The organism is Aedoeadaptatus urinae (assembly GCF_900155585.1).
In the GTDB taxonomy this organism is placed as follows: domain Bacteria; phylum Bacillota; class Clostridia; order Tissierellales; family Peptoniphilaceae; genus Aedoeadaptatus; species Aedoeadaptatus urinae.
Genome location: NZ_LT707418.1, coordinates 206,326 through 225,745 on the forward strand (window position 1 = coordinate 206,326; position 19,420 = coordinate 225,745).

General features: G+C 50.6%; 21 protein-coding genes. 3 read left to right on the forward strand and 18 right to left on the reverse strand.

Translation table 11 applies throughout. The annotated features are described in order from the left end of the window. Positions 1 to 102 precede the first annotated feature (102 nt). From BQ7397_RS06165 to BQ7397_RS06175, 3 genes are read left to right on the forward strand one after another with little or no spacing between them, the layout of a single operon-like run. Positions 103 to 1,008 (forward strand): ABC transporter ATP-binding protein, encoded by a 906-nt coding sequence (locus tag BQ7397_RS06165; protein WP_077075240.1) that lies wholly within the window; start codon positions 103 to 105, stop codon positions 1,006 to 1,008. Continuing rightward, positions 1,005 to 1,760, forward strand: a complete 756-nt coding sequence (locus BQ7397_RS06170) for a hypothetical protein (protein ID WP_077075241.1) — start codon at positions 1,005 to 1,007, stop codon at positions 1,758 to 1,760. The genes BQ7397_RS06165 and BQ7397_RS06170 overlap by 4 nt, the downstream gene beginning before the upstream one ends. A gap of 8 nt (positions 1,761 to 1,768) precedes the next feature. After that, positions 1,769 to 2,491 carry an ABC transporter permease gene (locus tag BQ7397_RS06175; RefSeq protein ID WP_077075242.1) on the forward strand — a complete coding sequence of 241 codons (723 nt, stop codon included), beginning with the start codon at positions 1,769 to 1,771 and terminating at the stop codon, positions 2,489 to 2,491. Between the two features lie 46 nt (positions 2,492 to 2,537). On the opposite strand, the gene guaB is transcribed toward BQ7397_RS06175, so the two are convergent. The 18 genes from guaB to BQ7397_RS06265 form a co-directional block, all read right to left on the reverse strand. Continuing rightward, a complete protein-coding gene (gene guaB, locus BQ7397_RS06180) occupies positions 2,538 to 3,995 on the reverse strand; it encodes an IMP dehydrogenase (protein WP_077075243.1) in 1,458 nt (485 codons plus the stop codon). 63 nt (positions 3,996 to 4,058) lie between these two features. After that, positions 4,059 to 5,252, reverse strand: a complete 1,194-nt coding sequence (locus BQ7397_RS06185; RefSeq protein ID WP_077075244.1) for a CdaR family protein — start codon at positions 5,250 to 5,252, stop codon at positions 4,059 to 4,061. After that, positions 5,252 to 6,043, reverse strand: a complete 792-nt coding sequence (gene cdaA / locus BQ7397_RS06190; RefSeq protein WP_077075245.1) for a diadenylate cyclase CdaA — start codon at positions 6,041 to 6,043, stop codon at positions 5,252 to 5,254. Before cdaA ends, BQ7397_RS06185 begins: the two co-directional genes overlap by 1 nt. Further along, positions 6,027 to 6,599: a DUF5317 domain-containing protein gene (locus BQ7397_RS06195; RefSeq protein ID WP_144019980.1), complete on the reverse strand. Its 573-nt coding sequence runs from the start codon at positions 6,597 to 6,599 to the stop codon at positions 6,027 to 6,029. The genes cdaA and BQ7397_RS06195 overlap by 17 nt, the downstream gene beginning before the upstream one ends. 49 nt (positions 6,600 to 6,648) lie before the next feature. After that, the gene (locus BQ7397_RS06200; protein WP_077075247.1) at positions 6,649 to 8,799 is read right to left on the reverse strand and encodes a bifunctional 4-hydroxy-3-methylbut-2-enyl diphosphate reductase/30S ribosomal protein S1; all 2,151 of its coding nucleotides are present in this window, start codon (positions 8,797 to 8,799) and stop codon (positions 6,649 to 6,651) included. Next, positions 8,780 to 9,367, reverse strand: a complete 588-nt coding sequence (locus tag BQ7397_RS06205) for a lysophospholipid acyltransferase family protein (RefSeq protein ID WP_077075248.1) — start codon at positions 9,365 to 9,367, stop codon at positions 8,780 to 8,782. The genes BQ7397_RS06200 and BQ7397_RS06205 overlap by 20 nt, the downstream gene beginning before the upstream one ends. Next, positions 9,357 to 10,010: a (d)CMP kinase gene (gene cmk, locus BQ7397_RS06210; protein ID WP_077075249.1), complete on the reverse strand. Its 654-nt coding sequence runs from the start codon at positions 10,008 to 10,010 to the stop codon at positions 9,357 to 9,359. Before cmk ends, BQ7397_RS06205 begins: the two co-directional genes overlap by 11 nt. Further along, positions 9,991 to 11,223, reverse strand: a complete 1,233-nt coding sequence (locus BQ7397_RS06215; RefSeq protein ID WP_077075250.1) for a BaiN/RdsA family NAD(P)/FAD-dependent oxidoreductase — start codon at positions 11,221 to 11,223, stop codon at positions 9,991 to 9,993. The genes cmk and BQ7397_RS06215 overlap by 20 nt, the downstream gene beginning before the upstream one ends. After that, positions 11,224 to 11,781 carry a tRNA 5-(aminomethyl)-2-thiouridylate-methyltransferase MnmM gene (gene mnmM / locus BQ7397_RS06220; protein WP_077075251.1) on the reverse strand — a complete coding sequence of 186 codons (558 nt, stop codon included), beginning with the start codon at positions 11,779 to 11,781 and terminating at the stop codon, positions 11,224 to 11,226. After that, positions 11,772 to 12,482 carry a pseudouridine synthase gene (locus BQ7397_RS06225; RefSeq protein ID WP_077075252.1) on the reverse strand — a complete coding sequence of 237 codons (711 nt, stop codon included), beginning with the start codon at positions 12,480 to 12,482 and terminating at the stop codon, positions 11,772 to 11,774. The genes mnmM and BQ7397_RS06225 overlap by 10 nt, the downstream gene beginning before the upstream one ends. Continuing rightward, positions 12,479 to 13,000, reverse strand: coding sequence for an SMC-Scp complex subunit ScpB (scpB, locus tag BQ7397_RS06230; protein WP_077075253.1), 522 nt, complete (start codon positions 12,998 to 13,000; stop codon positions 12,479 to 12,481). Before scpB ends, BQ7397_RS06225 begins: the two co-directional genes overlap by 4 nt. Further along, on the reverse strand, positions 12,984 to 13,721 hold the full coding sequence (locus BQ7397_RS06235) for a segregation and condensation protein A (protein WP_077075254.1): 738 nt from the start codon (positions 13,719 to 13,721) through the stop codon (positions 12,984 to 12,986). Before BQ7397_RS06235 ends, scpB begins: the two co-directional genes overlap by 17 nt. Next, positions 13,718 to 14,326, reverse strand: coding sequence for a site-2 protease family protein (locus BQ7397_RS06240; protein ID WP_077075255.1), 609 nt, complete (start codon positions 14,324 to 14,326; stop codon positions 13,718 to 13,720). Before BQ7397_RS06240 ends, BQ7397_RS06235 begins: the two co-directional genes overlap by 4 nt. Continuing rightward, complete coding sequence (locus BQ7397_RS06245; protein WP_077075256.1) at positions 14,313 to 15,626, reverse strand: thymidine phosphorylase; 1,314 nt, start codon at positions 15,624 to 15,626, stop codon at positions 14,313 to 14,315. Before BQ7397_RS06245 ends, BQ7397_RS06240 begins: the two co-directional genes overlap by 14 nt. 1 nt (position 15,627) lies before the next feature. After that, on the reverse strand, positions 15,628 to 16,425 hold the full coding sequence (locus BQ7397_RS06250; RefSeq protein WP_077075257.1) for a purine-nucleoside phosphorylase: 798 nt from the start codon (positions 16,423 to 16,425) through the stop codon (positions 15,628 to 15,630). After that, positions 16,409 to 16,960, reverse strand: a complete 552-nt coding sequence (locus BQ7397_RS06255; RefSeq protein WP_077075258.1) for an NUDIX hydrolase — start codon at positions 16,958 to 16,960, stop codon at positions 16,409 to 16,411. Before BQ7397_RS06255 ends, BQ7397_RS06250 begins: the two co-directional genes overlap by 17 nt. An 8-nt stretch (positions 16,961 to 16,968) precedes the next feature. Next, positions 16,969 to 18,624, reverse strand: a complete 1,656-nt coding sequence (gene recN, locus BQ7397_RS06260) for a DNA repair protein RecN (RefSeq protein ID WP_077075259.1) — start codon at positions 18,622 to 18,624, stop codon at positions 16,969 to 16,971. Further along, complete coding sequence (locus tag BQ7397_RS06265; RefSeq protein WP_077075260.1) at positions 18,625 to 19,419, reverse strand: TlyA family RNA methyltransferase; 795 nt, start codon at positions 19,417 to 19,419, stop codon at positions 18,625 to 18,627. Position 19,420: the final 1 nt, after the last annotated feature.

Below are 19,420 nucleotides of genomic sequence, written 5' to 3' on the forward strand. Positions count from 1 at the left end.
ACCATAGCTGGTGGCCCCTTCTTCTTTTTTGATCTAAAAGTGATGATGGTTCCATGATCTTGTGATCCTTGGCTTTTATCATAAAGTCAAAAGGAGGCTTCTATGAGTAAACTATTAACCATCGACCATCTTAAGAAAACCTACGACGGAAAAAAGGTGTTGGACATCGATCACTTCGATTTGCCGGCCGGCGCCATTTACGGCTTGATCGGCCCCAACGGCGCCGGAAAGTCCACTTTGATGAAATCTATCCTGGGTCTTATACAAAAGGACGGAGGCGATATGGTCCTCTTCGGAGAAAAGGTAGTGCCGAAAAATCAAAAAACACTCAATCGCAAACTGGGCGCATTGATCGAGCGCCCCGCCTATTACGATCACCTCACGGGCCGGGAGAATCTTTCCATTCTCTGCACTTTAAAGGGCATGGATAAAAAGCATATTCTCCCCGCCTTGGAAGCCGTGGGCCTCGAGGCAAATGCAAATGAAAAGGTGCGGACCTATTCCCTTGGCATGAAGCAGCGGCTGGGAATCGCCATGGCCATCATCGGCGAGCCGAAGCTTTTAATTTTAGACGAGCCTATTAACGGCCTTGATCCCGTAGGCACACTGGACATGCGCCACCTCTTTCAACAATTGGCGGAGGAAAAAAATACGACGATTTTAATTTCATCCCACATTCTCGACGAAGTGGAAAAAATCGCCACCCACATCGCCATGCTTCAAAAGGGCCACTTGATCTACGACGGCACCCTGGAAGATTATCGTCACCTTCACCCGCCGATCCTTTCCATTCGAACATCAAACAACGAAAAGGCGGCGGAGGTACTGTCTTCACAACGATGCAAGATTCGCGGCGACCGGTTGATCTTCAATCACCCTTCCGATAGTGAGGTGGCAAAGACGGTTCGCGTCTTGAGCAATCACGTGGACATTTACCGCATTGAAGAAGAACGGGAAAGTTTGGAAGCCTTATTTATTCAGGATACGCAGAGGGGTGAGAAACAATGATTCATACGGAATCGAGAAAATACAAAGGCCTTGGCCTCTATCCTCTTCTGTTTCTCATGCTATGCGTTCACGTTCCCGTTTTGGGGACCATAGCATTTGAACATTCCTTTAGTAAAGATATTTATCCTCTCTTCTCCCTTTTAGATGGGTACTTTCTATTTCAGCTGATCTTTAACCCGGTGCTGCTTTCCTCTTTAGTTAAAAAGGTGGTAGAGATCGAAGAGAAAAATAATATGTTTCAGCTTCAGGAAATGCTGGGCGTCGAGCCCTCGACCCTTCTCTTCAGAAAATGGTCGTGGCTCAGCCTGCGCCTCTTCCTTCTGCAATTGATTGAGTGGGCATTGATCCTCCATATGGCCGCCCGGTCCGATTATTTTCATTTTTCGCAATTGGCAAGTGCCCGTGTGGCCGTAATATTTTGCAGCCAGTGGCTCATCGCCTCGGCTTTTGTCGCCCTCTTTCTTATTTTGGATACGCGGTCCAAAAGCCCTTACTTTACCCTCTTCTTTTCCATGGGCGGGGCTCTGTCGGGCATTCTCTTCATGTTGACTTCCCGCATCCTCACACTCATCAATCCCTTTGCATGGGACAGCTCCCTTCTGAGCATTTCCTTCGTCAAGGGTAGCGAAGGAATTACCCGCGTGATCAATCCCGTCCCTTGGCTGTCCTTGGCCGTTTCCCTCGCGGGTTTATTGATCTGCCTGTTCATGATAAAAAAACACACGCGCATTCGTAGCGACAAAACCATTTAGGAGGCACTATGTTTTCTGTTTTTTCAATTGAGGTCAAGAAAATAAAATGGCTCCCCCTTCTCTTGGCCATTCTCGTCGTGCCATTGTTGGCGACAAGTTTCGGTACCTTTAATTACATGGGCAATCGCGCCATGCTCACCCATCAATGGGAAAGTCTGTTTACCCAGATCGCTCTCTTCTACTTCTCCTTTTTCTACGTGCCCCTCATCGCCATCATCGTCGCCCTGTTGTGGCAAGTGGAGCATAAAGCGGGATTAAATTTTATCCGTCTCAGCAGTGCAAAACACAGCCAATTTATTTTTGCGAAATGTTTCCTGGCGCTGGTTCTCGTCGCCTTCGCGCAAATTTTCTTTTTTACTTGTTTTTACCTTGCCGGTCGCTTCGTCTGCGGCTTCGGTGGCCTTAATTTTTCTCTTTATTTCTACTACTTCTTCGCGAGCATTTTTCTGGCCATACCCGCCGTTTTTGTTTTTTCCGCTTTAAGCATTCGTATGAAATCCTTGGGCGGCGTTACCCTTCTCTCCGTGGCCTTATCCATGTTCGGATTTTTAGCCTGTGCCCAACAATTCATTCCGATGATCGAAAATGCTTTTGCTTTGAACACCTTGGCCTATGAAATGAATCACTTCGCCCGGTTTACCATACAGGATTCCCTCGTCGTCCTAGGATTTGCCGCCGCCGAGAGTATTTTCGCCTATGTTTTCGCCCGACGATCTTTAAAATATGAATAAATGAAAAAGCCGCCCCTGTGTTCCCACGGGAGCGGCTTTCTTGTTTCTATTTCTTTGTGCCGATATAGTTCGGACTTTCTCTCGTAATGGTAATGTTGTGAGGATGGTTTTCCTGCAAGGTAGCGGGGGTGATCTTCATGTACTCCGTATTGGTCTTGAGTTCGTGAATGTTTTTCGCCCCGACGTAACCCATACCGGATTTTAAACCGCCGATAAGTTGGTAAATGACGTCGCCGACTTTACCCTTAAAGGGCACGCGACCTTCGACACCTTCGGGAACGTATTTTTTCGTTTCCGATTGGAAGTAGCGGTCGCTGGATCCGCTGCTCATGGCGCCTAAGGAGCCCATGCCGCGGTAGGTTTTAAAGCGACGTCCTTCGACGTAAATTTCTTCCCCGGGACTTTCGTCGGTCCCTGCAAACATGGAGCCCATCATGACCACGTCGGCCCCTGCTGCAATGGCCTTGGTGACGTCGCCGGAATATTTGATCCCGCCGTCGCCGATAATGGGGATGCCTTTTTCCTGACCGGCCTTCGCGCAGTTTAATATGGCGGTGACTTGAGGCACGCCGATACCGGTGACCACGCGGGTGGTACAAATGGAACCGGGACCGATACCGACCTTGACGCAGTCGGCGCCGGCTTCGATCAAGTCCATGGTGCCCCGGTAGGTGGCCACGTTCCCTGCTACTAATTGAATGTCCGGGAAGGCTTTTTTGATTTCATGAATGGTCTTTAAGACCCCTTCCGATTGACCGTGGGCGGTGTCGATGACGAACAGGTCCGTACCCGCCGCGCGAAGGGCTTCCACCCGTTCGTACACGTCGTGGGTGACGCCGATGGCGGCTCCGGCGAGGAGGCGGCCGCCTGAATCTCTAGCGGAATTCGGGTATTGGATGGATTTTTCAATGTCCTTAATCGTGATCAAGCCCATTAAGTGATGGTCGTCGTCGATTAATGGTAGCTTTTCGATTTTATATTGCTTCATGACCTTCAAGGCATCGTCCATGGAAATACCTTGTTTGCCCGTGACTAAATTGTCACTGGTCATGACGCTTTCGATTTTTTTACTTAAATCGTCTTCGAAGCGGATGTCGCGATTGGTAATAATCCCTTCCAAAACATTATTTTCATTGACGATAGGCACGCCGCTGATGCGGTAGTGACTCATCAGCTCCAATGCGTCTTTAATGACGTGTTCTTTCGATAAGGAAAAAGGATCGGTAATGACGCCGTGCTCCGAACGCTTGACGCGGTCAACTTCTTTTACCTGTACTTCTAAGGGCATGCTCTTGTGAATGATGCCGATGCCCCCTTCGCGTGCCATGGCAATGGCCATTTGCGATTCCGTGACCGTGTCCATGCCGGCACTCATTAAGGGAATGTTTAATTCGATGGCATCGGTTATTTTCGTCTTTAACTCCACTTCGTTCGGCAATACTTTCGAATACCCGGGCATGAGTAAAATGTCATCGAAAGTTAAACCGTCTCCTAAAAATTTCATCAAAACCTCCTCGCTTTCCTTTTTTATGATAGACATTTATTTTAGCAAAAGACAGGCTGTCAATCAAGAAGAGGATGAAAGACGTTTCGGCGTAATGCGAATAATCTCCAGACCCTTCGGCCCGTCGGCCTTGATCTTCCCTTCTCTGTCGACAACAAGCTTAATGTCCGTTTCTCGAATGGCATCAACTAAGCTCTTATCGCCGTAAACCTCCACGTCGATTTTTTTCGGCACATTAAATTCGCTTAAGCTAACGCCGGGAGCCGAGGACAAATTACTCGTCGACACCTCCAAGGTTCGACGAGACGATTCCTTTTTCATGTAACGCAACAAAATGGATTCGTCGGGATTGACCAAGTGAATGCCCTCGGGTACTTCCAGCTGTATAGGCATGGCGCTTGTCTTCATCAGTTCTCTCGGATCTATCGGACGAGTAAGAATCCGTTCGATACGATCGATGGCCTCGGTGTCTCCTGTAATGGTCACGCTGGGCGGCGTAAGAATGGCTCTGTCTCGATTAAAATCAGTAGCTCCTGTGTTCATATAATTGACTTCGATAGGCACGCTCTTTGCCTTGGATATGACGGCCTGTGCGCCTACCGTGTTCGGCGTAATCTCAAGCCCTGCAATCACATCTTTATTTTGGTCGAGAGCTGAAAGTTCGACGGAAGAAACCACCGATTCCTTGGCGCCTGATACCGGAATGTACCCGCTAACGGAATGCACCTTGTCTACGGATTTTTTCGGTCCCCTCACGGAAACCTCTTCCTGATTGACCGTGATCCGATCGAGAACCATTCCCTCTGCCGGCTGTCCCTTCGCCGTGACGGTGACGGGTTTTTTGACGGTTACGACCTCGTCTACGGAAATGGTGATTGCTGTGGGGTTGGATTTTTTAATTTTTAAATTGTCGTCCGATAGGCGGAAGTGGATAGGCAGCCGCTGCGAACCGGGCTGCACTTCACCCAGATCCACATAGGCGGAAATATCTTCTTCTTTTAAGCCGATAATGGCGCTGCGATTCCCTGAAACCACGATATTAGTGGTGTAGGCGTCGTTTTTCAGCAGCTCCATCCCAGCTTCGCGCATAGCGGCTTGATTTCTCAGCTCCACTTCCACATTGGAAAAATCCTTCGTAATCACAGGATCGATTTCCGTAATAATAAAGAACCACAGCAGAATGGAGAGGATGAGGGAGAAAATTTTCGTAATCGCGTCCCGATTGGAGGCAATGAAGTTCAAATATTTTTCACGCATTACACGACCCCCTCATCATTTTTGGGAAAATAAATGGCCCGCAGCATTTGCTCAAGGGTGGATAAATCCAAATGGCGGTTGATTTGCCCATACTCGGCAACGGAAATGGATCCCGTTTCCTCGCTGACTACAATGGAAAAAGCGTCGCTCTTTTCACTGATGCCAATGGCGGCGCGGTGGCGCGTGCCTAATTCCTTGGACAGGCCTTTCTCTTCCGTTAATGGCAGGAAGCAGGCGGCGGATATAATTTGATCGCCGTTAATGACCACCGCCCCGTCGTGAAGCGGCGTATTGGGAATAAAAATATTGATCAAAAGGCCCGAGGACAGCTCGCCGTAAATGCTCGTCCCCGTTTCGATAATTTCGTTTAGCCCTGTCTTTCTTTCGATGACCATCAGGGCGCCGATTTTTTGACGGGACAAAGAAGCCACGGCGCTGACGATTTCTTTAATGGTGGACTCATCCCGCGACTGGGATAAAATAAATCCCTTCCGAATAGAGCTGTTGCGACCGATAAATTCAAGGCCGCGACGTATTTCCGGCTGAAAGACGATAAACAGACCGAGAAAGCCCCATGTCAGCATACTCTTTAAAAGGTAATTGAGCATATAAATTTGTAAAATTTCACTGAGCTTCGTAAGGATTAAGACCACGACGATCCCCTTGCTTAATTGCTCGGCGCGGGTGCCCTTAATCAGCTTAAAGAGCCAATAAATGATCACCGCGACGATGGCGATGTCGATGACGTCTTGTATGCGAAGCATCGATAAGGTTTCACTTATCCATTTCATGGTGATCCCCCTTCCTGAAAATGTAGGTCGTAGCGGAAGCTACAAAAAGAAACAGACCAAAGGCTAATACGCCGTCACCGAGGCTCAAGACCTTCGCCGAAGAAATAGCCGAGGCGTAACAAAAACGGTCACACAAAAAACGCAATCGCGTCGCCTCATTGGCTAAACCGTGGGTCAAGACCCGGCCCTCTGTGATTAAGGTAAGGGCACGGGTGTCGCCGATCTTTAACAAAGCCTCTGCCTCTACAGGCATATAGCCGTTTAAAGCGACCACGGCACCGTTTAGGGCGAGTCCTAAGCCGGACAGGGTGTAACCTAAATGGCGCCCCAACAAACAGCCCACGGCCATGACAAAAAGTGCGAGGGCGTGTATGGCCGAAAAGTGCACCGCAACAAAAGGCACCGAAGGTGCCGCCTTTAATGCAATGAGAAAGATGGCGGCGCCGGTACCTGCGACGATTAAATTTTTAAAGCGGGGTTCCTGTAAAAAAACCTTGTTTTTCCACGACATGAGAAGACCCAGCCACACGCCCAATATAATCCCTTCAGTTGTCATTCTCCACCTACAAAAAATGCGCTCTCCTCAGAAAGCGCATTTGACTTGATTATTCTTCGTCTTCAGATTCTTCCGCTTCAGCAGGCTCTTCTGCTTCAACCGGTTCTTCCGTTTCTACCGGTTCAGCTGCTTCAGCAGGCTCTTCAGCTTCGGCAGTTTCGAGTTGACCGAAGTTGATCAAATCGCCGATTGCCATGGAGAAGTTTTCTTCTTCGGGCTTAGCTTCTGCTTGCGGTTGTTCTCTGCGACGGGGTTTTTGCTCTTTCTTTCTTTCGCGAGGAGCTTGCTCATCTTCGCCGCCCGGTTGAAGGGCTTTCATGGAAAGAGAAATCTTCTTGTCGTCGAAGTTAATATCCGTGACACGAACATCGATTTCTTGACCGATTTCTAAAACATCGGACGGTTTTTCGACGTGTTGTCTGGAAATTTGAGATACGTGCAACAGACCGTCTACGCCGGATTCCAAGCGAACGAATGCGCCGAAGTCCAGGATGTTGACGACGGTACCTTTTACGTCATCGCCGACTTCTACGGTGTTAACGAAGGTATCCCAGGGTTTTTCAGTGGTTTGTTTTAAACCGAGGGCGATACGGTTCTTTTCTTCGTCGATCTTAAGAACCAATACCTTGACGTGTTCGCCGGGGCTTACGACATCGCTGGGATGTTTGACGCGGTTCCAGGAAAGCTCGGAGATATGAATCAATCCGTCTACACCGCCGACATCGACAAAGGCGCCGAAGTTTGTCAGACGTTGTACCGTACCTTCGACGAATTCGCCTTCATGAAGGGTGCTGTAAACTTCTTTACGCTTTTCTTCGATTTCGTTTGCTTCCAGGTTTTTACGGGAAAGGACGAATTTTCTTCTGCCCTTATCGAAGTCGATGATTTCGCATTCCAAATCTTGGTCGACGTATTTGCTTAAATCTCTTTGGAAACGAACGGAAACGTGAGATGCGGGAATAAATCCGTTTAATCCGTCGACATCACAGGTCAAGCCGCCTTTAACGACATTGGTGACGTGGGCAACAACCGTTTCGCCGTTTTCAAATTTTTCTTCCATTTCATCCCAAACCTTCATGTTTTCCACGCGTTTGTAGGATAAAACGACATTACCGTCTCCATCGTCCATTTTCATTACGTAAACCTGAATTTTGTCTCCTTGATTGAAGACTTCACTCGGTTTTACATTGGGATCGTTGGACAATTCATCTCTGGAGATAATACCGTCTGCACGGTAGCCGATATTGACCATAACCTCATCATCGGTTACGTACAATACTTCGCCATCGACAATTTCACCGCGACGTACGCGAGTAAAAGAGTTTTCAATGGCCTCCATCATTTCATTGTTCATTTCGTCCCTGTTCATATTATCCATTCTACTAACAGCCTCCTTGATTACCGAACTCGGAGTGGATGCCCCGGCGGTAATACCAATTTTATTGAATTTTTTAAATGGACGTAGATCAAGTTGATTTATGGTTTGAATATGATAAACATAATCGCAATGTTCTGACGCAATCTTTACGAGTTTCTTCGTATTTGCACTATTCTTACCACCTATAACGAGCATACAATCCACATGAGTAGCCAACATGCGACAGGCATCCTGACGGTCGTTTGTGGCTTTACATATGGTATTATACCTTAAAATCTCTCCGGATGAAACACTTTTTAGCCTTTCTTCCGCTTTATCTACGATTTTCTTGGGATTTGTCGTCTGAGATACGAGGGCAATTTGTTTTTTATCTAAAATCGGCAGCTCATCGACCTCTTCTTCCGAAGAAATAATATAGACCTCGTCGCCGTATGAGGCGATGCCTTTAACCTCAGGGTGCTCTTTATCGCCGACGACAACGACGGGAATACCCTTGGTGTTATTTTCTTCGACAATGGTATAAATCCGCGACACAAAGGGGCAGGTGGTGTCGACGACGCGGTTACCCTTTTCTTTCAGCGCCGCCTTCACCGCCTTCGTCGTGCCGTGGCTTCTCGTAATCACCGTGGCACCTGTCGGCAGATGATCTTCGTCGATGAGCTCCACGCCTTTAATGCGGAGCTCTTCGTTAACTTGAGCGTTGTGTACCAGCTCGCCTAAAATCTTGACGTCGTCGTAGGTGTCCGCCGCTTCAAAGGCGCTTTCCACGGCCCGCTTCACGCCGCCGCAAAAACCGTAACACTCACTCAAAATGATTTCCAAGGTAGTTTCTCCCTTCGTAAATGGTTTCCATTAATGCGCGCATGCGCTTCTCGTAAGCCTCTTCCGTCAGCTTTTCCTTTTCAAAGGGAATGGGCTCTCTGAAAATGTAGCGCCGCTTGCGAAAGAGCTTGTACTCCCCTTCGATGTATAAAGGCAAAATCTCCGTACCCGTGCGAGTGGCCAAGAGTATGGTGCCGGACTTCGCCTTATCGTAGTCCACGGATTTTACCCGCGTCCCTTCCGGAAAAATGCCGATGACCTCATTGTTTTTCAAGGCGCGCATGGCGGTAATGGTGCTCTTGGCATCGCCGTGATCTCGATCCACGGAGATGGCGTCGACGCCGCGGAGAATGTGTCTCACTACCGGCGTCTCGAAAAGCTCCCGCTTGGCCATCCAACGTATCTGCCGCGGAAATAAAATCGAAACGAACAGGGGATCCCAATTGCTTTTGTGATTGGCCACCAGCAAATAGGCCTTGTCTTCCAGGGACGGCATGTTGATGACCTCGTAGGGGTAGAGGATTTTTAAAAGCCATCCGGTAATAACCTTGATGAAATTATAAAACATGATCGCTCTCCACGTAGCTCGCCATGGTGTCCAGCACTTCTTCTTCGCTCATGGAAGTGGAGTCCACGAGTATGGCGTCCTCCGCCTGTTTTAAAGGCGCCACGGCGCGATTTTTATCCCGCTCGTCCCGGGCGTGTATGTCGGCTTTGATCTTCTCAAAGTCCACGGACTCGCCGAAGGATAAACGTTGTTCGTAACGTCGTCTCGCCCGCTCGTCCTCCGAGGCCGTTAAAAAGAATTTCACATCCGCCGAGGGGAGTACCACCGTGCCGATGTCTCTGCCTTCCATAACGACACCGCCTTTTTCCGCCAAGCGACGCTGCAGAGACAGGAGATAGTCCCGCACCGCCGGGTCTTTGGACAGCTGTGACGTCTTTTGAGAAATGGCTTCCGTGCGAATTTCATCGCCTAAGGCCTTGCCGTTTAAGATGACGGAGCCCTTTTTAAAATCGATGCTCTGCTGATCCGCCAGGCGCAAGAGGGCTTCCACCGATAGCTCTTTTTCTTCCCCTACGGCAACGTATGCCAGGGTACGATAAAGTGCTCCGGTGTCGATGTATTCGTAACCCAAACGATTGGCGAGAGCTTTCGCAATGGCACTTTTACCCGCACCCGAAGGGCCGTCAATGGCTATGGTCTTCATTTGCTTCCTCCTCCCCCGCACACATGCCGGCTAAGTAGCCGGTGGAAAATGCGATCTGTAAATTAAAGCCCCCGGTGGGGCCGTCAACATCCAAAACTTCGCCGCAAAAATAAATGCCTTCGGCCCTCAAACTTTCCATGGTCGACGGATCCACGTCCTTAACGTCTACGCCGCCGGTGGTAATGATCCCCGTATTTTCGTTAAATAGGCCCAGGTAATGCAGGGGAAAGCTTTTTAAGGTGTGAACCAAAGCACGACGCATCTCCGTCGTCAACTGATGGCCCGGCAGATCCTTGGGCACCTGCGCCACCTCCAGCACCGGCTCGATGAGTGATTTCGGCAAAAGCTGCTTCATCATGGTGTGAATGGCGCGATTGGGATTTTCCCCTATCTCCCGCAAAAGCCGTTTGTCCAACACCTCGTCGTCCAGGGCCGGCTTTAAATCCAGAGATAAAGCCACGTCTTTGCAGCGATTGATCTTCAAGGAAAGACTCAAGACGATGGGCCCGCTGATGCCGAAATGGGTAAAGAGCATTTCGCCAAAATCCGTAAAGGTTCCCGCTTCCGTTTTCGCCGTGAGCTTCACATTTTTTAAGGACAAGCCCGACAGGGCCTCTAGGTAATATTCTTTCAGACGCAGCCCAACGAGGCCCGCCACGGGCTTGATCACGCCCATGCCGAAATCTTTCGCCCATTGGTAGCCGTCGCCGGTGGAACCGGTGAGGCGATAGGTCATGCCCCCCGTCGCGACAATGATTTTATCGCCGTGGATCGTGCCCTTATCGGTCACCAAATCGTAGCCATTCTCCGCGGTCCGAATGGCTTTTACCGTTGTGTTCAGACGAATGTCCACCTTGTTTTTTCTCAGCTCTTTTTCCAAGGTCTTGATGATGTCCGAGGACTTGTCGCTCTTTGGAAAGACCCTATCCCCGCGTTCCACCTTCAGTGGCGTGCCTCGGCTTTCGAAAAAATCCTTCAGCATGGCAATGGTGAAGCTGTAATAGGACGAGTACATAAAGCTTGCGTTTCGATTTAAGCACTCAAAGAAAAAGGGATCGTCGCAGTCGTTACAGAGATTGCAACGTCCCTTTCCCGTAATAAACAGCTTTTTGCCCAGCTTTTCATTTTTTTCGATTAAGGTGACCTCCGCCGTCTCCGACGCCTTTGCGGCGGCCATCATGCCGGCGGGTCCGCCTCCTATGACGAGTATCATTTAACACCTCACGATGCCTACCCAATAGGGCGGGCAATGTTTCTGATTGGGAAAGGTGATCTTATTCACCTTGAAATTTTTTTGATCGAGCTTTGCGAGCATCTCTTCGATGCCTTCGCTTTCGAGTTTCCCCGTCTCGTGGCCGGGATAAATCGAAAGGCTGATCAGGGCGCCGGGCTTCATGGCGGAAAGGATGGTTTCCAAGGTCCGCTCCGTGGAGGACCACAGGGTGGTAATGTCCTTGTCGCCGCCGGGCAAATAGCCCAGATTCATGACGAAGGCATCCACGGAAGCGATATCGACGTAATTCGCCAAAGCTTCGTGGCTGTCACAAATCAGGCGAACATTTTTTATGTCCTGCTCCCTTAAAAGGGCCCGGGTCTGTTCGATGGCGGCGGGCTGAATATCCATGGCCACCACTTCCTTTGCACGCTTCGCCGCAAACAAGGTGTCTTTCCCCTTCCCCGCCGTGAGATCCACGACCAGGTGATCTTGTTTTAAAAAGCGGTCAAGCATGACATGGGACCAAGCCACGGCGGATGTCGGCATTACTTCCATGACTTCAGCATCCGAATTTCTTTTTCACGCAAGGGGCGATACTCCCCTTTGCCCAACTGGCCCAGCTTTAAGGGTCCCATTTGAATCCGCTCCAGCTCCACGACCTCTGCGTCCACGGCTTCAAACATGCGACGAATCTGGCGGTTTCGTCCTTCGTGGATGGTACATTCCAAACGGGTCTTTGCGTTTCTGTGCTCGAGAATTTTAAAGGTCGCCGGCGACGTCATGCCGTCTTTTAATTGAACACCTGAGGAAAGCTTCTTCGCCGTCTCCTCGTCGATGACGCCCTTCACCGTGACCCGATAGGTCTTTTCCAGCTCATACTTCGGATGAAGCAAGCGCTGGGTCAGCTCCCCGTCGTCGGTTAAAAGCAAAAGTCCCGAGGAATCCATATCCAATCGCCCCACGGGATAAAGGCGACGGCCCTTCGCCACGGGCACGATGTCCAAGACCGTCTTGCGGCCCTTGTTGTCGTCGGCAGTGGAAACCACGCCCCGCGGCTTATTTAATAAAATGTAATGATTGCTCTTCGGTATGTGTAGAAGCTTGCCGTCGACGGTGACCTTATCATTCTCCTCCACCTGAACGCCCTGCTCGGTGACGGTTTCTCCGTTGACCTTCACGCGGCCGGCTTCGATGATCTCTTCGCATTTTCTGCGACTGGCGACGCCGGCATGGGCCATAAATTTTTGAAGCCTCATGATTCCTCCGTCTCCTCTACCTCTTCCGCTTTCGGCAAATCCTCTAAATGGGACAGGCCGAATTTTCGTAAAAATGTCTCCGTGGTGCCGTAAACCTTCGGTCTGCCGGGAATTTCCATGCGACCGAGGACGGCGATTAAATTAATGCGCTCCAAGCTTTTCAACACCTGATCGCAGCGCACGCCCCTTATATCTTCTATTTCGGACTTTAGTACCGGCTGCTTGTAGGCGACGATGGACAGGGTCTCCAAGGCCGCATTGGACAAGCTTTTCGTCCGAGTCTTTTTCGCAAATTCACTGATGGCATCAAAAAGCTCCGGCTTGGTGGAAAGCTGGTAGCTGTCTTCCACGCGGACCAGGCGCAAGCCTCTGTCCTCGGCGGAAAGATCCTCTTGTAATTCAGTTAAAACCGGGCGCAGCTCCTTCGCCGTCACATTTAAGGCCTCCTGTATTTCTTTTTCGGAAATAGGGTCGCCCCAGGCGAATAGCAGCGCCTCCAATTTAGCTTTCAGATCCATGAACCATTCCTTTTTTTATCAGCACAATATCTTTACCCTCTTGCTTGCAGGTGATTTTTTCCAGCTTCATCAGCTCTAATAAAGTGAGAAAGACCGTAACGATTTCGATTCGGCTTTCGGCATTTTCCATCATGCGAAAAAACCGCGGCCGCTCCCACTTGCGAAAGGCGGCTTCGATTTTTTCCGTCGCCTGTCTGAAACTGAATTCCGCCGCGGGAATTTTTTCCAAGGAGCGTTGGGCCGCTTCGTGAATTTCGAAGCGGAGCATGACTTCTTTAAAGGCCTTCGCCAAGCGGGACGCATCGCCCTCGGCCATGAGTTCTTCCTCTGAAAAATCAGAGAAGTCCTCTTGCTTCTTGTAAATGGCGCCGTCTTCATAGGCGGCCATTTCGTCAAGCAACAGGCTCGCCGCCTTAATACGCTTGTATTCCACAATGCGCTCCACGAGATCCTTCCGCGGGTCCTCTTCCTCATCCTCTTCTTCCATCACCGGCTTCGGCAAAAGCATGCGGCTTTTAATAGCGAGGAGATAGCTGGCCATGGCGAGAAAATCCACCATGGAATCCAAAATCGGTCCCGTCATGCCGTCCATATAGGACAGAAAGTCGTCGACGAGGACGTGGATTTGGATATCGTAAATATCCATCTCCCGCTTTTTTATAAGCTCGAGCAAAACCTCCATGGGCCCGGAGAAGGAGCCGTAAACCAATTCGTAGCTCATGAGAGAAGTACAATCCCTAAATTCACAAAAAGGTCGATAAGCCCTTGTACCGCCGGTCCGATGATACGGGGAATAATTCCGGAAACCACGCCTAAAAATAAAATCCAGTAGAAGTATTTTTCGTAGCGATAGAAATTATATTCCGCCTTGGCAGGCAGGACGGACGCCAACACTTTCGATCCGTCTAAGGGCGGCAGGGGCACGAGATTGAAGACGCCGAGCATGGCATTGTACCAAAGAAAGTTCAAAAAGAAATTGCTGATGACGAAATCATGCTTCGACGTCCACACGAAGAAAAAGGCGCCGATGAGGGCGAAAATAAAATTCACCGTGACCCCTGCAAGGGACACGAGAATGGTCCCCGTTTTTCTATTCTTGTAATAAGAGGGATTGATGGGCACGGCCTTCGCCCAACCGAAGCGAAAGACGATCATAAATAAAAGCCCGATGGGATCGATATGATCCAAGGGATTGATGCTTAAGCGGCCGTCCCTCTTCGCCGTCTCGTCGCCTAAGAGATAGGAGACGTAGCCGTGGCCGATTTCGTGGCCGACGATGGCAATGATCAACGCCGGTATCGACCAGATGTAGTTACTTATGTCCATAATAAACCTCGTCTATTATTAAAGGCTCCACAAAAACAGGCTCGTCGGAAAAACGGGCAATGGATAAAAAGCGTTCCGCCAGCTCTTCGAAGGGGCGGCTCTTTCCGCCGTAAAAGGTGGCCAGCACCTCACCCTTCTCCACCCGGTCCCCGCGCTTCTTGTGCAGGTACACGCCGGCGGCCATGTCCAATTCATCGTCCATGGTCACGCGCCCCGCACCCAAGTCTCTGGATATAATGCCGATTTCGTGAGCAGGCAAATGGCTAAGATAGCCTTCCGTCTCGCTGATCACATCAAAGGATCTTTCCGCCTGCGGGAAAATAGTATGATCGTCGATGACGGCGTCGTCCCCTCCTTGATTTTTAACGAAGGCCCTGAATTTTTCAAGGGCTTTTCCGTTTGCGATTAAGGCCTTCACCTTTTCGCGAATGGCCTCCATATCTCCGCCTTCCGCCAAATGAATCAGCTTCGTAGAGAGGGTGATGCAAAGTTCGGTCAGGTCCTCAGGGCCCTGTCCCTTTAAGGTGGCGATGGCTTCCTCCACTTCCAGGGCATTGCCTACGGCACGGCCCAAGGGCTCTTCCATGGCCGTTAAAATGGCCAGGGTCTTACGTCCGAAGGCCTCGCCGATGGTTACCATGGTTTCCGCCAAGGCTCGGGCCGATTCTATATCTTTCATAAAGGCGCCGTCGCCTACCTTCACATCAAGAAGAAGGCAGTCGCCGTGAATGGCCAGCTTCTTGCTCATAATGCTCGATGCGATTAAGGGAATGGAATCCACCGTCGCCGTCGCATCGCGCAGGGCGTAGAGCTTCTTGTCCGCAGGGGTAATATTCGCCGTCTGTCCGGCGACGGCCATGCCGATGGCATTGGTAGATGAGACGATTTCATCCATGCTTAAATCCACATGCAAGCCGGGAATGGATTCCAGCTTGTCCAAGGTGCCGCCGGTGTGACCCAGGCCGTGGCCGCTCATCTTGCCGAAGGGCAATCCGTAAGCGGATAGAATGGGCCCGATGATCAATGTCGTGGTGTCACCGACGCCGCCGGTGGAATGCTTGTCCACCACGGTGCCTCGAATGGAGGAGAGATCCACGGTGTCGCCGGAGTCGATAATGGTGCGCGTCAATTGAGCGATCTCATCCTTGTCCATGCCGGAAAAGTAAATCGCCATTAAGAGCGCGCTCATTTGGTAATCCTTGACCTCGCCGGAAAGATAACCGGCGATGGTGTTTTCGATCTCTTCTTTCGACAGGCTTTCGCCGTGTTTTTTCTTTTCGATTACTTCTAATACGCTCATATTAAATCGCCTCGATGGTCTTGGTCACCAATGCCTTAAAGTCGTCGGCGACGCGGGCGGAAATCTCGATGACTTCCTCGTGTTCCAAGGGTTGATCTAAAATGCCCGCCGCCATATTGGTGATGCAGGAAATGCCGATGACCTTCACGCCGCGGTGATTGGCGACGATGACCTCCGGTACCGTGCTCATACCTACGGCATCGGCGCCTAAGATGCGGGCCATGCGCACTTCCGCCGGCGTTTCGTAGCTTGGGCCGGTCATGTACATGTAAACGCCGGATTGATGCTTGATCTTTAATTCTGCCGCCACAGATTCCACCAGAGCCGCCAACTTTCCGTCGTAGGCATAGGACATGTCCGGGAAGCGCTCGCCCTTGTCGTCGTTGGGGCCGATTAAGGGATTCTTGCCGTTGAAATTAATGTGATCAGTAATGATCATTAAGTCGCCGGGCTCGAACTCTTCGTTGACGCCGCCGGCGGCATTGGTCACGATCAATGTCTTTACTCCCAGCTCGCAGAGAATCTTCGTAGGAAAGACCACATCTTCCATGGCCACTCCTTCGTAGAAATGGATGCGGCCCTTCATGGCGACGATATTCTTCCCCGCCAGGGTGCCGAAAATCAGCTCGCCGCTGTGGCCTTGCACCGTAGATTGTTTAAACCCGGGAATGTCTTTGTAGGGAATGGCCACGGCGTTTTCGATGGATTCTGCAAAATCGCCTAAGCCGCTTCCTAAAATAATGCCGATTTCCGGACGGATCGTCGTTTGTTTATTTAAGTAATCAATGGTTTGATTCATTTTTCTCTCTCATTTCTTTTACGGCATAAAGCCCGATAATGGTTTTCGCGTCCACTATTTCGCCCAGCTTAACCATGCGCAGTGCCTCGTCCAAGTCCATATAGACGACTTCCAAGTCTTCCGTGTCGTCTAAGTGCATTTCCCCGGGCGTGGGGTTTTCGCAAAAGAAGATATGGATCTTCTCATTGGTAAAGCCCGGCGATGTGTAAGCTTCCAAAAGAAACTCGGCGGATTCCGCCACGAGCCCCGTCTCCTCGGACAGCTCGCGAATGGCGGCCTTCATGGGATTTTCATTGTGCTCGATGAGACCGGCGGGAAGCTCCAGCAAATACTTTTTCGTCGCGATTCGGTACTGTCTCACGAAGGGAATCTTTCCGTCTTCGCAAAGAGCCACCATGGTGCAGCCGCCGACGTGTTCCACCACTTCTCTTTTGCCGTACCGTTGGCCATCCAGCTCCACGGTATGGCAGCGCAAGGTCACCACCTTGCCTTCATAAATTTTTTCGCTGCGTATAATGCGCTCTTCAGAAATCATAAAACCTCCTAAATCCGGTTTTGTAGCATTTCACGTGCCGTGTCTCGGGTCTTTTCCGTGTCTTCGCCGCTGATCATGGTGGCGAGCATGGCGATCCGCTCTTCCTCGTTTAACTTTTGAACGTATGAAACGGTGCGTCCCGCCTCTTCCCGCTTTTGTATGCGGTACTGGCGATCGGCTCGGGCCACCACTTGAGGCAAGTGGCTGACGACGATAAGCTGCCGGTCCTTCGACAGGCGTTTAATCTTCTCCGCCACGACCTTGGCGGTCTTGCCGCTCATGCCCGTGTCCACTTCGTCGAGAATAAGAATTTCCCGCTCGTCCAATTCGGCAAATATACTGATAAAAGCTAAGAAGATGCGGCTGATTTCACCGCCCGATGCGATGTCCGCCATGGGCTGCAAATCTTCGCCCTTGTTGGTGGCGATGAGAAAGCAGACGCCGTCCATGCCGTCGGCGGAAAGAGACTTTTCCGAAAAGTCCACTTTAAATGCCGCACCGTGAATATCCAGCTCTTCCATTTCCCGGGCCATGCGCCCCTCCAGCCGATGTGCCGCGTCCATGCGCCGCTTACGCAAGCTGTGAGACAGTGTCGTCGCCTGTTCCTTCTTCGCTTCCAATTCCTTTTTCATGGCTTCCACGACGTGTTCGTAATCGTCGATGAAGGCGAGGCGCTCCCGACTTTCTTCCAGAAAAGCCTGAATCTTTTCGTAGCTGTCGCCGTATTTTCGCTTCATGCTGTTAATGGCATCCAGCCGCTCCGTGACTTCCTGAAGGCGCTCTGGATCGTCGTCGAAATTTTCGCCCTTGTCCCGCAAGCTCTGGGCCAAATCCTGAAAGCCGTAGCGTATGTCTTCGAAGCTTTCGAATAAATCCTTAAAGCTGTTGTCGTTTTGTGTAACCTTCTCCAAGGCTCCGCCGTAGCGATCTAATAGGGAACGAATGCCGCCTTCTTCAAAGGCCAGTTGATTCATTTCCTGCAAGAGGGCCAAGGTTTCCGTGTGACTGTTTCTCGCGCGAAATTCTTCGGCCAGGGCTTCGTCTTCCCCTTCTTCCAGAGCCAGGGTTTCGATCTCCTCGATCTGATAGCGCAGCAGATCCCCTTCCCGCGCCATGGCCTGTGGATCTTTCACCTCTTTATTCAATCGGTCCTCGATGGCTTTATAATCGGCGAATACATCTTTTAATTCGGCGAGGTCTTTGTTTTGCTCTTCCCCGCAAAAGCGGTCCAAGAGCTCCAGCTGAAAACTGGGCTTCATAAGAAAGCCGTTCTCGCCCTGTACGCCTGAGAGAGCCATGATGCTCCCGAATTCTTTTAACAGGGCATTGGTGACGATCTTGCCGTTAATTTCGGAGAGGGAAGGCCGATCCCGATAGAGGCTTCGCTCTACGATAATGACGTCTTCAAAAGGAATATTATTTTCCGCGAGAAAATCCAGTGCCTTTTTGTTTTTCGTCACAAAAACTCCTTGGATCGACGCCTTCTCCGCGTCTTTGCGAATCATATTCTTTTGCGCCCGCGCGCCGAGAATCAATCCCATGGCGTCCATAATAATGGACTTCCCCGCGCCGGTCTCCCCGGTTAAAACGGAAAAGCCGTCGTGAAACTCCATGGAAGAGTGATCGATAATGGCGAAATGATCGATTTGAAGGCGTAAAAACATTTAGCGGAACTCCTCCCCGGACGCCCGTACCACCGCTTCGATATCCACCTCTGCGGCGGCATCGGCATCCTTCGTCATAAGCATTAAAAACTCCGTATTCCCCGTCGCACCTTGTATAGGCGAGTAGGTCAACACTTCGGGATACATACCCAACCCCGATACCAGCTCATACATTTTATTTAAAACATCCATATGGACCTTAGGATCGAACACGATGCCGCCCTTTCCCACCTTGCCCTTGCCAGCTTCGAATTGGGGCTTGATCAGCGCGGCGATTTTTCCGTCGTCGGACAGATAGCTCACGGCCTTGGGCAGCACGAGCTCCAGAGAAATAAAGGACACGTCGATGGAAATAAAATCCATGGCATCGTCGAGATCCTCCCGGTCGAGATAGCGCACATTGGTGCGTTCCATGACCACCACCCGCGGATCCACCCGCAGGGAATAGGCCAGTTGATTGTAGCCCACGTCCACGGCGTAGACTTTTTTTGCCCCGTGGGACAACATGCAATCGGTAAAGCCGCCGGTGGATGAGCCGATGTCCATACAGACTTTTCCCGTGAGATCGATGCCGCAGTTTTCGATAATTTTTTCCAGCTTAAAGCCTCCGCGAGAGACGTATTTTAAGCTGTGACCTTTAACCGTTATGTCCGCATCCGTATCGATCATCTGCCCGGCCTTGGCGATGCGCTCCGTGCCCATAAAGGCTTCCCCTGCCATGATCATGGTCTTGGCTTTTTCCCGGGAAGGGGCCAGATTCTTTTTTACTAATAGGACATCAGCACGTTCTTTCAAG

Coding starts and splice junctions, on each gene's coding strand:
- scpB (WP_077075253.1), bottom strand. CDS start 13,000: ATGGATCTGAAAGCTAAATTGGAGGCGCTGCTATTCGCCTGGGGCGAC.
- BQ7397_RS06195 (WP_144019980.1), bottom strand. CDS start 6,599: ATGACAACTGAAGGGATTATATTGGGCGTGTGGCTGGGTCTTCTCATG.
- BQ7397_RS06185 (WP_077075244.1), bottom strand. CDS start 5,252: ATGCGTGAAAAATATTTGAACTTCATTGCCTCCAATCGGGACGCGATT.
- guaB (WP_077075243.1), bottom strand. CDS start 3,995: ATGAAATTTTTAGGAGACGGTTTAACTTTCGATGACATTTTACTCATG.
- BQ7397_RS06245 (WP_077075256.1), bottom strand. CDS start 15,626: ATGAGCGTATTAGAAGTAATCGAAAAGAAAAAACACGGCGAAAGCCTG.
- BQ7397_RS06205 (WP_077075248.1), bottom strand. CDS start 9,367: ATGTTTTATAATTTCATCAAGGTTATTACCGGATGGCTTTTAAAAATC.
- BQ7397_RS06240 (WP_077075255.1), bottom strand. CDS start 14,326: ATGGACATAAGTAACTACATCTGGTCGATACCGGCGTTGATCATTGCC.
- BQ7397_RS06165 (WP_077075240.1), top strand. CDS start 103: ATGAGTAAACTATTAACCATCGACCATCTTAAGAAAACCTACGACGGA.
- cmk (WP_077075249.1), bottom strand. CDS start 10,010: ATGAAGACCATAGCCATTGACGGCCCTTCGGGTGCGGGTAAAAGTGCC.
- mnmM (WP_077075251.1), bottom strand. CDS start 11,781: ATGGAAGTAATGCCGACATCCGCCGTGGCTTGGTCCCATGTCATGCTT.
- BQ7397_RS06170 (WP_077075241.1), top strand. CDS start 1,005: ATGATTCATACGGAATCGAGAAAATACAAAGGCCTTGGCCTCTATCCT.
- cdaA (WP_077075245.1), bottom strand. CDS start 6,043: ATGAAATGGATAAGTGAAACCTTATCGATGCTTCGCATACAAGACGTC.
- BQ7397_RS06225 (WP_077075252.1), bottom strand. CDS start 12,482: ATGAGGCTTCAAAAATTTATGGCCCATGCCGGCGTCGCCAGTCGCAGA.
- BQ7397_RS06175 (WP_077075242.1), top strand. CDS start 1,769: ATGTTTTCTGTTTTTTCAATTGAGGTCAAGAAAATAAAATGGCTCCCC.
- BQ7397_RS06255 (WP_077075258.1), bottom strand. CDS start 16,960: ATGATTTCTGAAGAGCGCATTATACGCAGCGAAAAAATTTATGAAGGC.
- BQ7397_RS06215 (WP_077075250.1), bottom strand. CDS start 11,223: ATGATACTCGTCATAGGAGGCGGACCCGCCGGCATGATGGCCGCCGCA.
- BQ7397_RS06250 (WP_077075257.1), bottom strand. CDS start 16,425: ATGAATCAAACCATTGATTACTTAAATAAACAAACGACGATCCGTCCG.
- recN (WP_077075259.1), bottom strand. CDS start 18,624: ATGTTTTTACGCCTTCAAATCGATCATTTCGCCATTATCGATCACTCT.
- BQ7397_RS06235 (WP_077075254.1), bottom strand. CDS start 13,721: ATGAGCTACGAATTGGTTTACGGCTCCTTCTCCGGGCCCATGGAGGTT.